At 72.7% G+C, this 16,205-nt stretch carries 17 protein-coding genes, 1 tRNA gene, 1 pseudogene and 1 riboswitch; of the genes and pseudogenes, 6 read left to right on the top strand and 13 right to left on the bottom strand.

All coding sequences use genetic code 11. From position 1 onward, the window contains the following. Window positions 1-16: 16 nt before the first annotated feature. The 8 genes from ACFY0K_RS00740 to ACFY0K_RS00705 form a co-directional block, all read right to left on the bottom strand. Window positions 17-1,234: an LLM class flavin-dependent oxidoreductase gene (locus ACFY0K_RS00740; protein ID WP_390637939.1), complete on the bottom strand. Its 1,218-nt coding sequence runs from the start codon at window positions 1,232-1,234 to the stop codon at window positions 17-19. A 66-nt stretch (window positions 1,235-1,300) separates the two neighbouring features. Further along, entirely contained in the window at window positions 1,301-1,396 is a 96-nt protein-coding gene (locus tag ACFY0K_RS00735; RefSeq protein WP_350785419.1) for a putative leader peptide, read from the bottom strand. A 43-nt stretch (window positions 1,397-1,439) separates the two neighbouring features. Then, on the bottom strand, window positions 1,440-2,225 hold the full coding sequence (locus tag ACFY0K_RS00730; protein ID WP_390637938.1) for a GNAT family N-acetyltransferase: 786 nt from the start codon (window positions 2,223-2,225) through the stop codon (window positions 1,440-1,442). Window positions 2,226-2,273: 48 nt separating this feature from the next. Further along, window positions 2,274-3,299 (bottom strand): ABC transporter substrate-binding protein, encoded by a 1,026-nt coding sequence (locus tag ACFY0K_RS00725; protein WP_390637937.1) that lies wholly within the window; start codon window positions 3,297-3,299, stop codon window positions 2,274-2,276. 64 nt (window positions 3,300-3,363) lie between these two features. After that, window positions 3,364-4,152 carry an amino acid ABC transporter ATP-binding protein gene (locus ACFY0K_RS00720; RefSeq protein WP_390637936.1) on the bottom strand — a complete coding sequence of 263 codons (789 nt, stop codon included), beginning with the start codon at window positions 4,150-4,152 and terminating at the stop codon, window positions 3,364-3,366. After that, window positions 4,149-5,132 (bottom strand): amino acid ABC transporter permease, encoded by a 984-nt coding sequence (locus ACFY0K_RS00715; protein ID WP_351955618.1) that lies wholly within the window; start codon window positions 5,130-5,132, stop codon window positions 4,149-4,151. Before ACFY0K_RS00715 ends, ACFY0K_RS00720 begins: the two co-directional genes overlap by 4 nt. Window positions 5,133-5,521: 389 nt before the next feature. Beyond that, window positions 5,522-5,645: riboswitch (SAM riboswitch) on the bottom strand. Window positions 5,646-5,722: 77 nt separating this feature from the next. Continuing rightward, the gene (locus ACFY0K_RS00710) at window positions 5,723-6,595 is read right to left on the bottom strand and encodes a glutathione S-transferase C-terminal domain-containing protein (protein WP_390637935.1); all 873 of its coding nucleotides are present in this window, start codon (window positions 6,593-6,595) and stop codon (window positions 5,723-5,725) included. A gap of 153 nt (window positions 6,596-6,748) precedes the next feature. Then, the gene (locus ACFY0K_RS00705; protein ID WP_351955620.1) at window positions 6,749-6,880 is read right to left on the bottom strand and encodes a hypothetical protein; all 132 of its coding nucleotides are present in this window, start codon (window positions 6,878-6,880) and stop codon (window positions 6,749-6,751) included. A gap of 160 nt (window positions 6,881-7,040) precedes the next feature. On the opposite strand from ACFY0K_RS00705, the gene ACFY0K_RS00700 reads away from it, so the two are divergent. The 3 genes from ACFY0K_RS00700 to ACFY0K_RS00690 all read left to right on the top strand — a co-directional run bounded on the left by ACFY0K_RS00700 (window position 7,041) and on the right by ACFY0K_RS00690 (window position 8,523). Further along, a complete protein-coding gene (locus tag ACFY0K_RS00700; RefSeq protein WP_390637934.1) occupies window positions 7,041-7,292 on the top strand; it encodes a hypothetical protein in 252 nt (83 codons plus the stop codon). Window positions 7,293-7,459: 167 nt separating this feature from the next. Further along, window positions 7,460-8,269 (top strand): hypothetical protein, encoded by an 810-nt coding sequence (locus ACFY0K_RS00695; protein WP_390637933.1) that lies wholly within the window; start codon window positions 7,460-7,462, stop codon window positions 8,267-8,269. A gap of 35 nt (window positions 8,270-8,304) precedes the next feature. Beyond that, window positions 8,305-8,523, top strand: a complete 219-nt coding sequence (locus ACFY0K_RS00690; RefSeq protein ID WP_390637932.1) for a hypothetical protein — start codon at window positions 8,305-8,307, stop codon at window positions 8,521-8,523. Between the two features lie 175 nt (window positions 8,524-8,698). On the opposite strand, the gene ACFY0K_RS00685 is transcribed toward ACFY0K_RS00690, so the two are convergent. Both ACFY0K_RS00685 and ACFY0K_RS00680 read right to left on the bottom strand, forming a co-directional pair. Further along, window positions 8,699-9,532 (bottom strand): hypothetical protein, encoded by an 834-nt coding sequence (locus tag ACFY0K_RS00685; RefSeq protein ID WP_390637931.1) that lies wholly within the window; start codon window positions 9,530-9,532, stop codon window positions 8,699-8,701. Window positions 9,533-10,119: 587 nt separating this feature from the next. Beyond that, window positions 10,120-11,082, bottom strand: a complete 963-nt coding sequence (locus ACFY0K_RS00680) for a zinc-dependent alcohol dehydrogenase family protein (RefSeq protein ID WP_390637930.1) — start codon at window positions 11,080-11,082, stop codon at window positions 10,120-10,122. Window positions 11,083-11,246: 164 nt separating this feature from the next. On the opposite strand from ACFY0K_RS00680, the gene ACFY0K_RS00675 reads away from it, so the two are divergent. Further along, window positions 11,247-11,921 carry a TetR/AcrR family transcriptional regulator gene (locus tag ACFY0K_RS00675; protein WP_390637929.1) on the top strand — a complete coding sequence of 225 codons (675 nt, stop codon included), beginning with the start codon at window positions 11,247-11,249 and terminating at the stop codon, window positions 11,919-11,921. A gap of 146 nt (window positions 11,922-12,067) precedes the next feature. On the opposite strand, the gene ACFY0K_RS00670 is transcribed toward ACFY0K_RS00675, so the two are convergent. Further along, window positions 12,068-12,141: transfer RNA gene (locus ACFY0K_RS00670), tRNA-Pro, on the bottom strand. 45 nt (window positions 12,142-12,186) lie between these two features. Beyond that, window positions 12,187-13,614: an MFS transporter gene (locus ACFY0K_RS00665; RefSeq protein ID WP_390637928.1), complete on the bottom strand. Its 1,428-nt coding sequence runs from the start codon at window positions 13,612-13,614 to the stop codon at window positions 12,187-12,189. Between the two features lie 238 nt (window positions 13,615-13,852). Here ACFY0K_RS00665 and ACFY0K_RS00660 point away from each other — a divergent pair, with 238 nt between their 5' ends. After that, entirely contained in the window at window positions 13,853-14,431 is a 579-nt protein-coding gene (locus ACFY0K_RS00660; protein ID WP_388600984.1) for a TetR/AcrR family transcriptional regulator, read from the top strand. A gap of 32 nt (window positions 14,432-14,463) precedes the next feature. Here the strand turns inward: ACFY0K_RS00660 and ACFY0K_RS00655 are convergent, their stop codons facing one another. Then, window positions 14,464-15,714 (bottom strand): PP2C family protein-serine/threonine phosphatase, encoded by a 1,251-nt coding sequence (locus tag ACFY0K_RS00655; protein WP_390637927.1) that lies wholly within the window; start codon window positions 15,712-15,714, stop codon window positions 14,464-14,466. A 151-nt stretch (window positions 15,715-15,865) separates the two neighbouring features. On the opposite strand from ACFY0K_RS00655, the pseudogene ACFY0K_RS00650 reads away from it, so the two are divergent. After that, window positions 15,866-16,030, top strand: a pseudogene (locus ACFY0K_RS00650) (cyclase family protein); the annotation flags it as partial. Window positions 16,031-16,205 lie beyond the last annotated feature (175 nt).

The raw sequence follows: 16,205 nt of genomic DNA, 5'->3' as shown, positions 1-16,205 counted from the left end.
GCGGGGTCCTTCCGGCTCAGGCGGTGGCAGCGGCGGCGTAGCGGTTGGCGGGGCGGGCGAGCCCGAGCAGGCCGCGCAGGGTGTCCGCCTCGTAGGCGGTCCGGAAGCGGCCGCGGCGCTGGAGTTCGGGGACCAGGTCCGCGGTGATGCGCGGGAGGTCGTGGCCGAGCACGGCGGGCCGCAGCCGGAAGCCGGTGAGGCCCTCTGCCGCGAACTCCTCCAGGAGATCGGCGAGTTCCGCGGCCGTCCCGGTGAAGATCCGGGCGTCGCTGGTGTACTCGCCGCCGTCGAGGGCGTCGAGGCGCTCCTTGCGGGCGGTGGCCGCGGCCCGGTCGTCGTCCAGGAAGACCACGAGGTCGCCGAAGACGTGCACGGTGTCGCCGGCCCGGCCGGCGGCCTCCTGCTCGGCGCGGATCTCGGCGACGATGGCGCGGGCGTCGGCGCCGTCCTGCGGGGTGACGTAGCCGACGTCGGCCTGGCGGGCGATCAGCCGGTAGGGCACGGTCTGGTGGCCGAGGGCGGTGACGAGCGGCTGGCCCTGCGGCGGGCGCGGGGTGATGGAGGGGCCCTTGACGCTGAAGTGCCGGCCCTCGAAGTCGATGTAGTGCAGCTTGTCGCGGTCGATGAAGCGGCCGGTGGCGGCGTCCCGGATCTCGGCGTCGTCCTCCCAGCTGTCCCAGAGCCGGCGCACCACCTCGACGTGGTCGGCGGCCTCGTCGAAGTGCTCGGTGAGCCGCTCCTGCCCGGCCGGGGACCGCAGTCCGGCCAGGTCTATCGGCGGGAAGGCGCGCCGGCCGAAGTGGTCCGCCTCGTTGGGGCGGGCGGATATCTGCACCCGCAGCCCGGCGCGGCCGGTGCTGACGTAGTCCAGGGTGGCGATCGCCTTGGAGATGTGGAACGGCTCGGTGTGGGTGGCGATCACCGTCGGTACCAGGCCGATGTGGCTGGACAGGGGCGCGATCCGGGACGCGATCAGGACGGCGTCGAGGCGGCCCCGGACCTGGTCGGTGCGGCCGTCGAGCTCACCGTAGTGCGAGGACTGCAGGCCGAGGCCGTCCTCGATGGTGACGAAGTCCACGAGGCCGCGCTCGGCCTCGGCGACCAGGTCGGCCCAGTAGCCGGCGGTGAACAGTTCGCGGGGGCGGGCGACCGGCTCGCGCCAGGACGCCGGGTGCCAGCCGGTGCCGTCCAGGGCGACGGCGAGGTGCAGAGGGGAAGCGGGAGATGAGGACACAGTGGTGCCTTCCTGAGGGTCCGTACGAGGGCGCGCCGGAGAGAGGGGCGCGGCGGGGACGACTGGTCAGGAACAACAGAGCGCGCCGGCCACGCGCTGCAGGTCGATGTGCGGCCGGGAGTGCAGGACGGTACGGCGGCTGGGGCTGAGGACACGTGTCACGTCCCGCACCTCCCGGCCTGCTCCGCGTGCATCTCGTCGTGACTCACAACAGACCGGCGTCCGTGGTTGTTCCCGGGCTGCGCACGAGCAGGGTGCGGCCGCGCAGCCGCTCGGTGAAGCCGATCGACTCGTAGAGCCGGATCGCGTTCGCGTTGCCGGGAGCCGCGTGCAGGAACGGGGTGTCCCCGCGCTCCCGGATCCCGGCGGCGACCGCGCGGATCAGACGGGTGGCCAGGCCCCGCCCCCGGTGGTCCGGGTCGGTGCAGACGGCGCTGATCTCCGTCCAGCCGGGCAGCCGCAGCCGCTCCCCCGCCATGGCGATCAGCCGTCCGCGGTGCCGGATGCCGAGATAGGTGCCCATCTCGACGGTCCGGGTGCGGAACGGGCCGGGTTCGGTACGGGCGACCAGGTCCAGCATCTCGGGCACGTCGTCAGGACCGAGCCGTACCGCCTCGGGGGCGGGCTCGGCCCTGAGTGCCGTGTCGACGAACTGGACGCCGGTCCCGCCGCCGACCACCTCCCAGCCGGGCGGTGCCGCCTCGACCGGCTTGATCTTCACGGTCGTTCCCGGGCCGACGAGCGTGCGCAGGTCGGCCCAGGCGGCCGGGTCGGTGGCGTCGGCGACGGCCGCGTAGGCGTAGACGTCGTCCGGATACCGCGCCGCCCGGCCGACCCTCCCCCAGCCTTCGGCCGGGGGGACCCCCATCTCGCTTCGCTCCGCGAGGTGGGCGTGCGGGCCGGCGAGGGCCGACCAGACGGCGTTGTCGAGCGGGGACGTGCCGGGTGCGAGCGGGGCCCCGCCGCCGTGGAGGTCGGTCTGGAGGGTCACGGAGGCGCGGTCCTTTCTCGGCTTGCGGCCTTGCTTCTTGACGGGTGATCAGGAGTTGTCGAGGGGCAGTCCGGGCGGGTTGACCTCGGACTTGGCGACGGCCTCGTTGGAGAGGTTGTAGGCCTTGAGCCACTCGGCGTACTGACCGTTCTTGATCAGGTAGTTGATGGCGTCCGCGAGGGGCTTGGCGAGGCCGCTGTCCTTCTTGGCGGTGGCCGCGATCAGGCCCTGGAGGCTGGCGCCCGCGCCGGAGTAGGTGCCCGCGGTGCGGGTGGCGTTCGGCGTGTTCGCGGTCTGCTTGTTGTGGTACGCGATGCCGGGGTTGGGGCCGAGGTAGGCGTCGATCTTGCCGCTGGACAGGGCCAGGTAGACGCTGTTGCTGTCCTGGAAGTACTTGACGGTGAGCTTCTTGCCCTCGCTCTCCAGCTTCTTCTTCCACTCCAGGAGGATCTTCTCCTGGTTGGTGCCGGCACTCACGGAGACCGTCTTGCCGGCGAGGTTCTCGTAGTTGCCGTCGAAGTTCCAGGTGCTCTTCTTCGGCACGGTGAAGGCGAGGTTGTCCTGGCGGTAGGAGGCGAACTCGTACTTCTTCTTGCGCTCCTCGGTGTCGGTGACGTTGGAGAAGGCCACGTCGACCTTGCCGCTGTCGATGCCGACGAACATGTTCTCCCAGGTGGCGTTCTGGATCTCGGGCTTGAGGCCGAAGACCGCGGCGACCAGGCGGCCGAGGTCGGGCTCGGAGCCGGTGAGGGTCTTCTGGTCGCTGCCCACGAAGGCCAGCGGCGGGAACCCGGCGGGCAGGGCGCCCTCGCCGATGACGAGCTTGCCGCTCTTCTTGACGGAGTCGGGCAGTTCGGCGCTGATGGACTTGACCTCGGAGACCTTGATCGCGGTCTGGGTGGCGGCGCCGTTGGAGACCTGGCCGATGACGACCTCGCCGGTCTTCGCGGCGGAGGCGGTGGTGGCCGCGTCGCTGTCGCCCCCGCAGGCGGCGAGCCCGGTGGCGAGGGAGGCGGCGACGGTCGCCGCGGAGATGCCTCTGATCAGGCTGCGTCGGGTGAAGTGGGCAGGCATGGTCGTCCTTTGTGACTGGGTGCGAGTGAGAGAGGCGTGGGGGGAGGTCTGGGGGTACGGCGGTTCAGAGGACCTTGCTGAGGAAGTCCCTGGTCCGCTCGTGCTGCGGGTTGTCGAGGACCTCGGAGGGCGGGCCCTGCTCGACGATCCGGCCGCCGTCGATGAAGACGACCCGGTCGGCGATCTCGCGGGCGAAGCCGATCTCGTGGGTGACGATGACGAGGGTGGTGCCGCTGGTCGCCAGGTCCTTGATGACGGCGAGGACCTCACCGACGAGTTCGGGGTCCAGGGCCGAGGTGGGCTCGTCGAAGAGGATCACGCCGGGGCGCAGGGCGAGCGCGCGGGCGATGGCGACGCGCTGCTGCTGGCCGCCGGAGAGCTGACGCGGGTAGGCGCCGATGCGCTCGCCGAGGCCGACCCGTTCCAGGAGCTCCTTGGCCAGGGCCTGGGCCTCGGGCTTGCCGAGCTTTCCGGTGGCGACCGGGGCGGCGGCCACGTTGTCCAGCACGGTCAGGTGCGGGAAGAGGTTGAAGTTCTGGAAGACGAAGCCGATCCGGCCGCGCTGGGCCAGGATGGCGCGCTCGCTCAGTTCCTTCAGCCGCTCGCCGTGCCGCTTCACGCCGATCGGCTCGCCGTTGATGCTGACGTGGCCGCGCTCGGGCTTCTCCAGGTGGTTGATGACCCTGAGGAGGGTGGACTTGCCGGAGCCGGACGGGCCGAGGACGACGGTGACCTCGCCGGGGCGGATGGTCAGGTCGATGCCGTCCAGGACGCGGTGGGTGCCGTACCACTTGTGGACGCCGTGGATCTCCAGGGCGGCGGGGGCCGTCTCCACGCTGTCGGTGATGGTCATACCGCGGCCTCCCGGCGGATGCGGGCACGCAGTTCGGTGAGGCCGGCGCGCAGTTTCTGCAGGGGGGTCGGGGGCAGCGCGCGGGTGGCGCCACGGGCGTAGTACCGCTCCACGTAGAACTGGATCACGGAGACGACGCTGGTCAGGATCAGGTACCAGACGGTCACCACGAGGAGCAGCGGCACGATGTCGCCGGGGTAGGTGGAGCCCATGCTCTGGGCGGTGCCGAACAGGTCGAGCAGCGAGACGTAGAAGACCAGCGAGGTGCTCTTGACCAGGCCGATCAGCTGGTTGACGTAGTTCGGGGTGATGGACCTGAGCGCCTGCGGGAAAACGATCCTCCGGAACTGGTAGCCCTTGGGCAGACCGAGTGCGGCGGCCGCCTCGTGCTGGCCCTGGTCCACGGAGAGGATGCCGCCGCGGACCACCTCGGCCGCGTAGGCGGCCTCGTTGAGGCTGAGGCCGATGACGGCGACGACCATGTCGGTGGCGAGCTTCGACTCGTCGAAGGAGAAGAAGGCGGGCCCGAAGGGGACGCCGATGCTCAACGTCTTGTACAGGGCGCTGAAGTTGTAGAGGAAGAGCAGGACCACGATGAGCGGTATGGACCGCAGCGCCCATACGTAGGTCCAGCTGACCGCGCGCAGCACGGGGCTCTTCGAGAGCCGGGCCAGGGCGAGAAGGATGCCGCCGAGCAGGCCCAGCACCGCGCTGTAGGCGGTGACTTCGAGGGTGATGACCAGTCCGTCGAGGATGGTCGGCCGCAGGAACCAGTAGCCCCAGCGGTCCCACTGGTAGAAGGGGTTGGTCACCAGTCCGTGCACGAACTGGGCGGCCAGGACCAGGACGACGGCGGTGGCGATCCACCGTCCGGGCCTGCGCAGCGGCTGAACGCGCTGTGCGGCGAGGGGTGGTGACGGCTCGTCGGCTGCGGGCGGTGCCTCGGGGGCGGCGATCGTGGCGCCTGGGGGTTCACTCATGGCGGGCTCCGGCGGAGTCGGACACCCACGTGTCCCACGGCGGGGGCCGCGCACCGGTCCGTGTTCGGGCACGGCGCCGGTGCGCGGGGGCGCGCGGGGCACGGGGCTGGGCGGACGGCGGCACACCGGACGGCCGGTGTTTCGACGGGGACGCTGGGGTGCGAGGCTGCGGGGAACCGGCGGAAAGGCCTGGTCAGACCCGACAGCGGGCACAGCCCGGTGCGGTACACGCGCTACACAGGGCGCTGTTGACACGGAGCAGGTCGACGGCTCGGTCGGCGACGAGCGGGCTCGGGTACGGGCGTACGCAGCCCTCGGCGCGGCGCTGGGCCGTCCTGGAGGCTGCGTACATGTCCGTCACCTGTCACTGTCGTGCCGGCCCCGGAGGGCACTCGCGCTTACCGATTCGTCGCTTGCCGAAACGTCGTCGGTCCGGTCGTCACCTGGGGCACCCCACCGCGGTGCGAGGGTTGCCGGTCAGCAAGCCAGGGCTTGACGCTGACGCTCATGACCGTTCTGGTCCGTAAGTAACGCAGTTGCCCGAACGAATGTCAACGCCTGTCCGACTGGCGAAACGGTTCGAGCCTCTCTCACCTGCGCGGACCGCGGGGTGCGTCCGCCGCGTGGCCCGCCCAGTCCAGGATCTGGACGGCCGCGCCGGCGGCTTCCAGGCCCTGGCAACGGCCGTGGTGGCGGCGGGCGATGCCGTCCAGGTCGAGGTGGGTGCCGAAGGCCGGGTGGGCGGCCAGCCGGCGGGCGTAGGCCCACAGCACCGGGTGGCCGGCGATGGCGTGCACGGCGGCGGCGTCGAGGTGGTTGCGGTGCACGGTGTCGAGTTGCACCAGAGTCACCCACACCTCGACGTCCGCGGCCGTGAGTTGACCGCCGACCAGGAACTCCACCCCGGTCAGCCGGCGCTCCAGTTCGTCCAGGGCCGCGAGCAGCACCTCCAGCGCCTCGGGGTCGCCGCCCGCGCGCCCGGCCCGCTGTGCGGCCTGCTCGATGTCCTCGGCGCACAGCCGCTCGACGGCCTCGATCTCGGCCTCGGCCTCACACGGGTAGAGCCGGGCGCCACCGTCACCGAAGTGCTGGTCCAGGTCGCGCAGGATGTCCCGGCTGTGGGTGCTGACGATACGGCCGGACCAGCCGTCGCTGAACACCGGCGCGAGGGCCGGGCCCGCGTAGTGGTGCGCGCTGGCCTCGTACAGCGGGCGCAGCACCGCGTGGCTGCCGTCCGGACAGTCCGGGACGGCGGGCAGGTAGGTGACCGGACAACAGTCGTCCAGGGCCAGCAGACTGTGGCCGACGGCGATGCGCAGGCCGTCCGGACAGGCGGTGGAGAGGTGCAGCCGGTAGCGGCGCGGCACGGCGTAGTGACCGCTGCGGGCGTCCCGGCCGATGCGGCCCCGGAAGGCGGGGGCGGTACGGACGGACGGCAGGGCGGCGAGTGGAGTGATGGACATGCGTCTCCCCGGGGCGGGCGGGCGCGCGGAGGTACGCGCGGCCGAAGCGTTCGTCGGTGGGTTCTCGGCGGGTTCCGGTGAGTCCTTGCGGACGGGCGCCCGGCTCGTACGGCCGGGGTCGGGCACCCGGCCCGTACGGCCGGGGTCGGGCGCTCAGCCTCTGCGGCCGGTGGCGCCGCACATCCGCAGCAGGTCGAGGTGGCGGCGGGAGGTGAGCAGGGGGGCCGTCCAGGGCGCAGGGCTCTCGCGGCGCTGTCTGCCGGTGAGCGTGCGCAGGCGACCCATCTTTCCCTACCTTTTCACTAGGATTTCCATCTGGAGTGTCGATCGGCCTCCGCCCCGCGTCAAGGGGGCGTCCACGCCTGGGACACCCGGCCCCGACTTGCCGCCGGGCGGGCGGGGCGGTGCGCTGGTGGCGGAGGCCGAGTGACAGGAGCCGGAGCCGATGACCGAGTCCCCGGGTCCCGGGCCGGTGCCGGGCGCCGTGCGCGAGACGTTCGCGTTCCGCTGTGGGCGGTGCGGCCACGGCTGGGAGGCCGTCTTCCAGGCGGTGTTCTTCACCGACCCGGTCGCCGATCCGGAGCTGCAGAGCACCCTGGAGTACGTCGACGAGGCCGGCCGGGCCGTGCCGTCGCCGCTCACGGACGCGGTGTGCCCGCGCTGCGGCAGCCGGCGGGTGCGGGTCACGGCGGCCTGATCACGACGCTCACCCGAATGGCACGTGCGGGTGGTCGGCGCCCGCGGCCGGTGGTGGCGTGGAGGGACGCAGCGACGTCGTCCGGCGTCGTCCGGCGTCGTCCGGCGGAAGGGCGCATCGGCGCCGCCCGCCCAGTGACGTACCGCGTCCCCGAGGAGGCAGTCGCGATGACCCGTCCGTCCCGACCCGCGCGTGTGCTCGCCACGGCCCTGGCGGCGGGGACCCTGCTCGCCACGGCGGCCTGTTCGGACGGCAGCGGCTCCCCCGAGGCCGCGGCCGTCTCCCCCGCCGCCGAGCGCTCCCCGGCCCCGTCGCGCACCCCCACCCTCACCGGCCCCGGGGCGCAGGCCGCGCTGATCACGCCGGCCGACATCGAGGACGACTGGCAGCTGGCCAACGACGCGGCCACCTGGCGCAACCAGATGCTGGTCGGGAAGGTCGACGTCGCCCAGTTCCTCAACGCCAAGTCCGACGCCGCCGACTGCCAGCGGCTGCTGGACAGCCTCTACTCCGACACCCTGCTGGGCCGCGCCACCGGCGCCTCCGGGCTGCGCGGCTTCACCTCGGAGGACTCCCGGCTGCTGTACCAGGTCGGCGACTACGGCCAGCCGACCATGGACGCCACCATCAAGTGGCTGAAGAAGCTCCCCAGCGAGTGCAACCAGTTCTCGGCCACCGCCTCGGACGGCAGCAAGCGGACCGTCCAGGTCGTCGAGTACAAGGAACCGCCCAAGGCGGGCGACAACCTGGCGGCGCTCACGGTCACCGTCCAGGGCACCTCGAACGGGCAGCCCGCCACGACCACCCTCGACGTCGCGGTGCTGCGCGTCGGCGCCTCCGGGGCCGCGGTCACCAATGGCGGCCTCTCGGGCGTCGACCACGACAGCACCGCCCTGGCCGTGCAGAACGGCGCCAAGCGCCTCAAGGACGTACTGTCCGGCAAGACCCCGGCACCGCTGCCGAGCCAGTTCGACTAGGCCGGCGGTCCCGTGCGGGGCGCCAAGCGGACCCGGTGGCGTACGCGACGCAGGCGGTGGCGATGGTCGGGCGCCGGCTGCCCGTCGCCCACGCCGACGGCTCGGACCTGGAGGCACGGGCGGGGCCGATGCTCGGCGCCGACCTGACGGGCCCTGACCGTCTCCGGGCTCGGCCTGGTGCACGGCATCGGGCACGGCTCGCCCCGCCCGCCGACGGCGGCTGGGCCCGCGCCGCGATCGGTGCCGTCCGCTAGATCTCCGGTGTCCTCGGCATCAGGCAGCCCCTGCGCGAGCTGGGCGCCCGCCCGGAGCTGCCGCGGCCGGTCGCCGCCGCCCTCGCGGACGCGGTCACCCGCAACGCACCCCGGCAGCCGACCGAGGAGGAGGTCCTGGGGGTCGCCGCGACCCGTACGGTCGCCTCACGGCGCACTACCAGGCCACGTCGTCGGCCACCGCGGGCAGGCGCCCGTTCCGGTCCGCCAGTGCCGCGGCGGGCCGGTCGTCGGTGTTCGCGGCGAGCACGAGGCGGGCCGCCGTACGCCAGCGCTCGTAGGTCTCGGGCGCGGCGGTGGCCAGCCGGTGCACGTCGGTCACCCGGAGCCGGCCGCCCAGGCCCGCCGCGCCGGCCGGACGCAGCCACCGCAGCTCGGCGCCCGCCAGCGGTTCCGCCGCCCGGTCCGGCACCACCTGCTCGATGCGGGCCAGGTCCGCTGCGGCGGCGGCCGCGTAGAGGGCCAGCGCGACGAGTACGACGGCCATGTGCGCGTCGAGCGCGTTGCCTCCGGCGGGCGGGTAGAGCCGCTCGTAGACCTCGCCGTCGCTCGGCAGGGCCCAGGCGCACAGCCGCCGCGCCCAGTGCAGGCAGTCGGTCAGCGGCGGGGTACCGGTCGCGGTCAGGACGCGGCCCTCCCAGCGCAGCAGGTGCCCGGGCACGTCCGGCGACGGCGGGTAGAGGGTCCGGTCCTCGGAGATCCGCGGCAGCATGTCGATCCTGACCGTCGCGCCCGGGAACCGGGGCGGAGACCCCTGCGTGCTCAGGTGCAGCAACTGCCGCACCCCGCACGCGGCCACCTCGGGGTCGGTCCAGACATGGCCCTCCGCGCACTCCAGGTGCGCCTCGCGGCCGTCGGCCACCAGCGTCAGCCCTGCCGTGCGGCCACAACGAGGGCAGAACAGCGGCACATCAAGCACGTCGTCGATCAGATCGCCGTACTTCGTCACGACGATCTCGCCGGCGACCAGCACCCGGACCAGTCCCTGCACGCGTCTCCCTCCGAGCGGGCCGACGGTCACTGTCGCCATCGATGGTCACACATCCACACCGCACCGACCCGACTCATCGAGGGCCGTCGTACTCGTCCCGGACCACGGCCGGCCGATCCTCATGCCGCCCTCCGGCCCGCTGCCCAACCCGTCCACGAGGTACTACTGCTCACCGCGGACATCGCGGTGTGGCGATCTCGACCGCGATCGGTGTGCTCCACTCCGGTTCGCCGTTCCGGGTTTCTCCGTTCACCGGACCGGACCCACGCCGACCGGATCCCGTGGCCGCGGGCCCGGGGGGATGTCCAGTAGCCGACCTCGCTCACCGGGGCCCGCCAGTCGGTCCTCTTCAACGCCGGTGCACCAGGCGGTGGCGTCGTCCAGGGTGTAGGGCCGGGGAAGCGGGAGCCGTCGCTGGGTGAGCGCATCGCCGCAACTCGCCCGGGTGTCTTCGATGTCGGCGCCTGGCCGACGCCAACAGGGCCTGAAGGACCGGCGTGATGGCGTCGCCGCCCGCGCATGGCCGTCCCGGCCAAAAAACGGCCGGCGCGGGACGGCCCCGCTGCGGCGGACCGTGCCTGACCGGGTCAGGGCGTCAGTACGATCCTGCCGAACACCTTGCCCGCGTCCATTGCGCGGTGGGCCGGCACCGCCCGGTCGAGTGGCAGCGTCTCGTGCACGACCGTGCGCAGGTCCCCGCGTGCGGCATCGGCGAACTGGGACGACCGCACGGCCTGCCTGTCGGGCCCGGGCACCGTGTCGGAGCTGAAGGTGGCGAACGACAGTGACCTGCGGAAGGCGTCCATCAGCCGGGTGCCGAAGTCCGCCGGCGGCTGCCCGCCGACCACGCCGACGGCCACGTACCGCCCGTTGGAGTTCAGCCTGTCCAGGAAGAGGGGAAGCTGGGGACCCCCCACGACGTCGATCACCACGTCGAAGCCCGACGGTGCGTCCGGGCCGCCCTCGCCGGAGCGGCCGACGACATGGGTCGCGCCCAGGTCCCGCAGGCGGCCGCCGCGCTCCGCCGACGAGGTGGTGACCGCCACCGCGCCCGCACCACCCCTGGCCGCGAGCTGGACCGCCGTGATCCCGATGCTGCCCGCCGCACCGCGCACGAGCACTGTCTCGCCGGGCGCGAGGCGGGCGCGGTCCAGGGCGAAGTGGGCGACCACGCCGGAGCCGCCGAGCGTCACCGCGTCCGCGCCGCTCAGGCCGTCAGGCAGCGGAAGCACGTCCTCGACCGAGGCGACGGCCTGCTCGGCATACCCACCCGACAGGCCGGTGAACGCCCACACCCGCCGTCCCATCCACGAGGCGTCCACACCCTCTCCCAGCGCGGAGACGCTTCCCGCCACCTCGCTGCCGAGGAGATGGCCCTCCCGGAAGCCGTGGGCGGCGAGCGTTCCCCGGCGGATCACGGCGTCCACGCCGCCCACCCCGATCGCCTCCGTGGTGATCCGTACCTGCCCCGGGGCAGGTACGGGCACGGGCAGGTCGACGACCTCCAGACCGTCAGGGCTTCCGAACTCCCTGATCACGACAGCCATCATCTCTGCTCCTCAGGTCGGTGGACGGACGGGTCACAGCTGATGCGACCGGGAGCGGCGAGCCCGGCCCGACAGGCCGAGGCACCGGCAGGGAGCCGGGGCGGGGCGGCGTCACCGCCCTCGGACCGTAACGGACGCCCCCGTCCGTTTGGCTAAAGTGAGAGGCCATGACCGACCGTTTGCCTCACCCTGTGCGCTCCGACGCCCGCGACAACCGGGCCCGCGTCCTGGACACCGCCCGCGCGGTGTTCGGCGAGGAGGGCCTGAGCGCGCCCATGCGCGAGGTCGCCCGGCGGGCCGGCGTCGGCCCGGCCACGCTGTACCGGCACTTCCCGACCAAGCAGGCACTGATCCTGGAGGCCTTCGCCGAGCAGCGGCGAGCCTGCCGTGCCGCCGTCCGCGACGCCCTCGAAGACCCTGACCCGTGGCACGGATTCCGGAGCCTGGTCGAGCGGATCTGCGAACTCCACGCGCACAGCCGAGGATTCGCGGACGCCTTCATGACGGCCTTCCCCGAGGCCATGGATTTCGCCGCCGACCGAGAGCGGACTCTGCGTGCGGTTGCCGAACTGGCCCGCCGCGCCCAGGAGACCGGCCGGCTCCGCCCCGGCTTCGTCGTAGACGACCTGATCCTCATGCTCATGGCCCACCGGGGCCTCCAGGACGCACCGCGTGCCTCCCGGCTCACGGCCTCCCGCCGCTTCGCCGCCTACATGATCGAGGCGTTCCGCACCGCACCGGAGACGGGAGCACCTGCACCGCTGCCGCCGGCACCACGCCTGCAGCCCGCCCACTCGCCCAGCACCGCCCCACGTGCGCGGAGCGGCGGTTCGGGCTTCTGAACGTCCCACCCGTGGAGTGCCGCTCCGCGCCGTCGACAGGTCAGTTGCGGGACGGGGTTCATGGGCGGGGAACCGGTCCCCGAAAACGGCCGAAAGGCCCCTCCAGAACTTGTCTGAAACGGCCTCTGACCTGCGACTTCGAAAAGTCGGGACGACAGGATTTGAACCTGCGACCCCTTGACCCCCAGTCAAGTGCGCTACCAAGCTGCGCCACGTCCCGCTGCGGAGTCACGCGGCGACTGCCGCGTGATCACGCAGGTCAACACTACCGTACGCGTACGGGTGCTGCCGTCGGCTGCTCCGCGACCGGGCCGGCGACGCGGCTCGCGCGGCGGACCGGGACGAGGAGGGCGGCCCCGGCCGCGGTGAGGCAGAACAGGGCGAGCAGGGCCCAGGCGTGGGTGTAGCCGGAGGCGTACGGCAGCCCGGAGGGCTGGAGCCGGCCGGTGACCAGGACGCTGGTGAGCGCGGCGCCGACGGAGCCGCCGATGGTGCGGATGTTGGCGTTCATGCCGGTCGCGGCGCCGGTCTGCTCGGGCGGCACGCTGCCGACGATGAGGTTGGCCATCGAGGCGAAGGCCAGGCCGATGCCGAGGCCGAACAGGCCCGCGACGACGCCGATCTGCCACTCCTTGTCGTGCCAGAGGGCGAGGAAGCCGCAGGCCAGCGCGCCGAGCGCGGCCCCCGCGGTGAGCTGCGCCTTGGCGCCGACGCGCGGTTCGAGGCGGCCGCCGACGACGCCCGAGAGGAACATGGCGATGAGCATCGGCAGCATGAGCAGGCCGGACTCGGTGACGGTGGCGCCGAAGCCGTAGCCGGCCGCGGTGGGGGTCTGGACGAAGCCGGGCAGGAAGGACCAGATCGCGTACATGCCGGCGCCGAAGAGGAGGGCGGCCGTGTTGGTGGTCCAGACGGAGGGCAGCCGCATCACGCGCAGGTCGATGAGCGGGGTCGCGGAGCGCGACTCGGTGAGCAGCCAGACGGCGAACAGGACGACCGCCGTGCCGAACAGGCCCAGCACCTTGGCCGAGCCCCAGCCCCACTGACCGGCCTGGCTCAGCGGCAGCAGCAGTGCCACCAGCCAGGCGGAGAGCAGCCCGGCACCGAGCCAGCTGACGCTGCCCTCGGCCCGCTTGGGCGACTCGGGAACGTAGCGGGCGGCGATCAGGACGGTGGCCGCGACCACGCCGACCGGGATCCAGAACAGCCAGCGGTAGTCGAGCGCCGAGACGATCGGTCCCGCGGCCACGATGCCGACGCCGCCGCCGGCCGCGATCACCGCGGACAGGTTGCTGATGCTGCCGCTGACCTCGGCCGGGGTGAACTCGTCGCGGATGATGCCGAAGGAGAGCGGGAACAGGGCACCGCCGATGCCCTGGACGACGCGGGCGATGATCAGGACGCCGATGTTCGGCGCGAGGGCGGCGACCAGACAGCCGGCCAGGACGGCCAGCAGGACGGCGACGAGGGTGCGCTTCTTGCCGATCAGGTCGCCGACCCGGCCGAGTATCGGGGTGAAGACCGAGGCGGACAGCAGGTAGGCCGTCATCACCCAGGTCGCGGTGGACTGGGAGGTGTGCAGGGCATGCTGGACGGTCGGCAGGGCCGGGGCGACCAGCGACTGGAGCATGGAGAACACGCCGGCACCGGACGCGAGGACCGCGAAGGTGAGGCGGGTGGACTTCCGGGGCATGAAGAGCCTCTCCGACATCGGAACGGAGGGAACAAACGGAGGGAACAAACGGAGGGAACTGCGAGCGAGACATCCGTGAGCGTGCGGGAAGGGGACACCGGGCCGCGTCCGGCCATGGCGGTACCGCTCCGCACTGCTAAAGTGGAGGCATCCCTCCACTCTACTGGAGGCAACCCTCCGCTTCAACCGAAGTCGAGGAAACCCTCCGGTTTACCCTTGTGTCACGCGGGAGGCAGCAGTGACGGACAGCCCGTTCCCCGTAAGCGAGATCGTCGCGTCCCGCAGACCGCACCGTAAGGACGCGGCCCGCAACTACGACGCGCTGGTCACGGCCGCCCGCGAGGCGTTCGCCGAGCGCGGCGCCGACGTCTCCCTGGAGGACGTCGCCCGCCGCGCGGGGGTCGGGATCGGCACCCTCTACCGGAACTTCCCCACCCGCCGCGACCTCTTCGAGAGCGTCTACGCGGACGAGGTCAACGCGCTGTGCCGGGCCGCCGTGGAGCTGGCCGGGCTGGAGCCCTGGGAGGCCCTGAGGGCCTGGCTGGACCGCTTCACCGGCTACATGGTCACCAAGCGGGCGGTGCGCGAGGCCCTGAACGACGAGTCGGAGATCTTCCAGGCCTGCCGTGAGTCGATGTACGCGGCCGGCGGCCCGCTGCTAGAGCGGGCCCAGAAGGCGGGCGTGGTCCGCACCGACATGGAGATCGGCGACCTGCTCCGCATGGTCTCCGGCATCACGGCGACGGCCTTCGACGACGACGCCCAGCGCGACCGCGTCCTCGGCATCGCCCTGGACGGGGTACGCACCGGCCGTTAGCGGGCACCGCTCCCCCGCCGGACCGCCCCGGCTCAGAGCCGTACGATGACGAGCGCGATGTCGTCCCGGCCGCCACTGGCGACGCCCAGGCGGGCCAGCACGATGTCGGCGAGCTGTTCGGTGCCCAGATGGGCGAACTCGCCGAGGACTTCGCACAGTTGCCCCAGGCCGACGTCGATGTCCTGGTCCCGCCGCTCGATGAGCCCGTCGGTGTACAGGACGAGGGTGTCGCCGGGCCGGTACGGCAGGCTCGCCTGCGGCCGGGGCACGTGCTGCGGACGGGCACCGAGCGGCGGATCGGTGGCCTGGTCCAGCAGATCACAGCTGCCGTCGGGGTGGATGAGCATCGGCGGCGGGTGGCCCGCGCTGCTGTAGGTGATCAGGCGGCTGGGCATGTCGACGACCGCCTTGACGGCGGTGGTGCCCAGCGCCCCCTCGACGGACCTGGCGTACAGGCCGAGCACCTCCAGGGCCTGGGCGGGGCGTTCCAGGGCCCGGATGGCGGCGGACAGGGCGCTGCGCAGCATGCCCATGACGGCCGCCGCCTCCAGGCCGTGCCCGATGACGTCGCCGACCGCGACGGCGAGCCGGTCGGGCGGGATGTCGACGACGTCGTACCAGTCGCCGCAGACGTTGAGGGAGCCGGTGGCGGGCAGGTAGCGCACCGCGATGTCGCGGTGGTGGGCCAGGTCGGGGACGTGCAGCATGGCCTCCTGCAGGATGACGGCGACCTCGCGCTCGCGGGTGTGGGCCTGCCGCAGCTCCTCGTTCAGCCGCTGCAACTCCCTTGCCCGGACGTAGAGTTCCGCCTCCAGGGCCTGGGTCTCCTTCAGCCGCTGCCCCACCCGGACGCCCTCGGGGTGGGTGGCCTGGTACTCCTTGACGAACGCGGTGACGTCCTCCACCCGGTGGATGATGTACATCACCTCCCCGTTCGGGCCGAGCACCGGGGTGTTCACCGGGGACCACCAGCGCTCCTCGAAGACCCCGGGACGGCTGACGACGGGGATGTCGTACTTCTGCAGCGCCATCGTGTCGGGCCGGCCGGTGGCGAGGACCCGGCGCAGGGAGGCCCCGAGGTTGCGGACCCCGTCGGCGTCCGGGTCGGCGGGGTTGTCCGGGAACGCGGTGAAGACGTGCCGCCCGAGCAGGTCCTCCCGGGTGCGTCCGGTCGCCGCCAGATAGGCCCGGTTCACATCGACGATGACCAGGTCGGGACCGAGCACCAGATACGGGCTCGGTGTCGCGGCGAAGAGCGCTGTGTGATCAACCCGCGATGCCACCGCTGACGCTCCTTCCCGCCTCAACGGCTCCGTCCTCAATCTACGGTCCCTACTGCGCCTCTGCCCGTCGTGCGCCCCTCGCGGACCGGTCTGCCGGTCCGGGTCGTGTCAGGCTGGAGATCCGGGCCGACTGGGACGGCGGTGAGTACGGATGAGCGCGAGCCCCGAGGGCGGCCCGGGCCCCGGTCCCACCGGTGCCCGGAACGGGCCCGCCGTCTCCCGCCGGGATTTCGACGCGCTCTTCGCGGCGGTCCGCACCTGGGGCCGCTGGACCCCGGCCGACCGCGGCGCCTGGAACCGGGCCCCTCCAGATCGACGTTGTCCAGCAGCGGCACCCCCATCGCGGCCACGGCGAGGGTGTGGACGGGCGAGGTCCCGATGCGCGTGCTGGCGTCGGTCAGCAGCCAGGCGGCGGGCGGCCAGCGCGTACCGCCGCCCCACGTGCGGCTCTCCCCTCCGGCACCGACCCGTCGTTGCCTCCGGCGGAGCCC

It is taken from the genome of Streptomyces sp. NPDC001507 (assembly GCF_042894765.1).
Classification (GTDB): domain Bacteria; phylum Actinomycetota; class Actinomycetes; order Streptomycetales; family Streptomycetaceae; genus Streptomyces.
The sequence above is the reverse complement of the archived record's forward strand: the minus strand, read 5'-3'. Positions and strand labels throughout refer to the sequence as shown.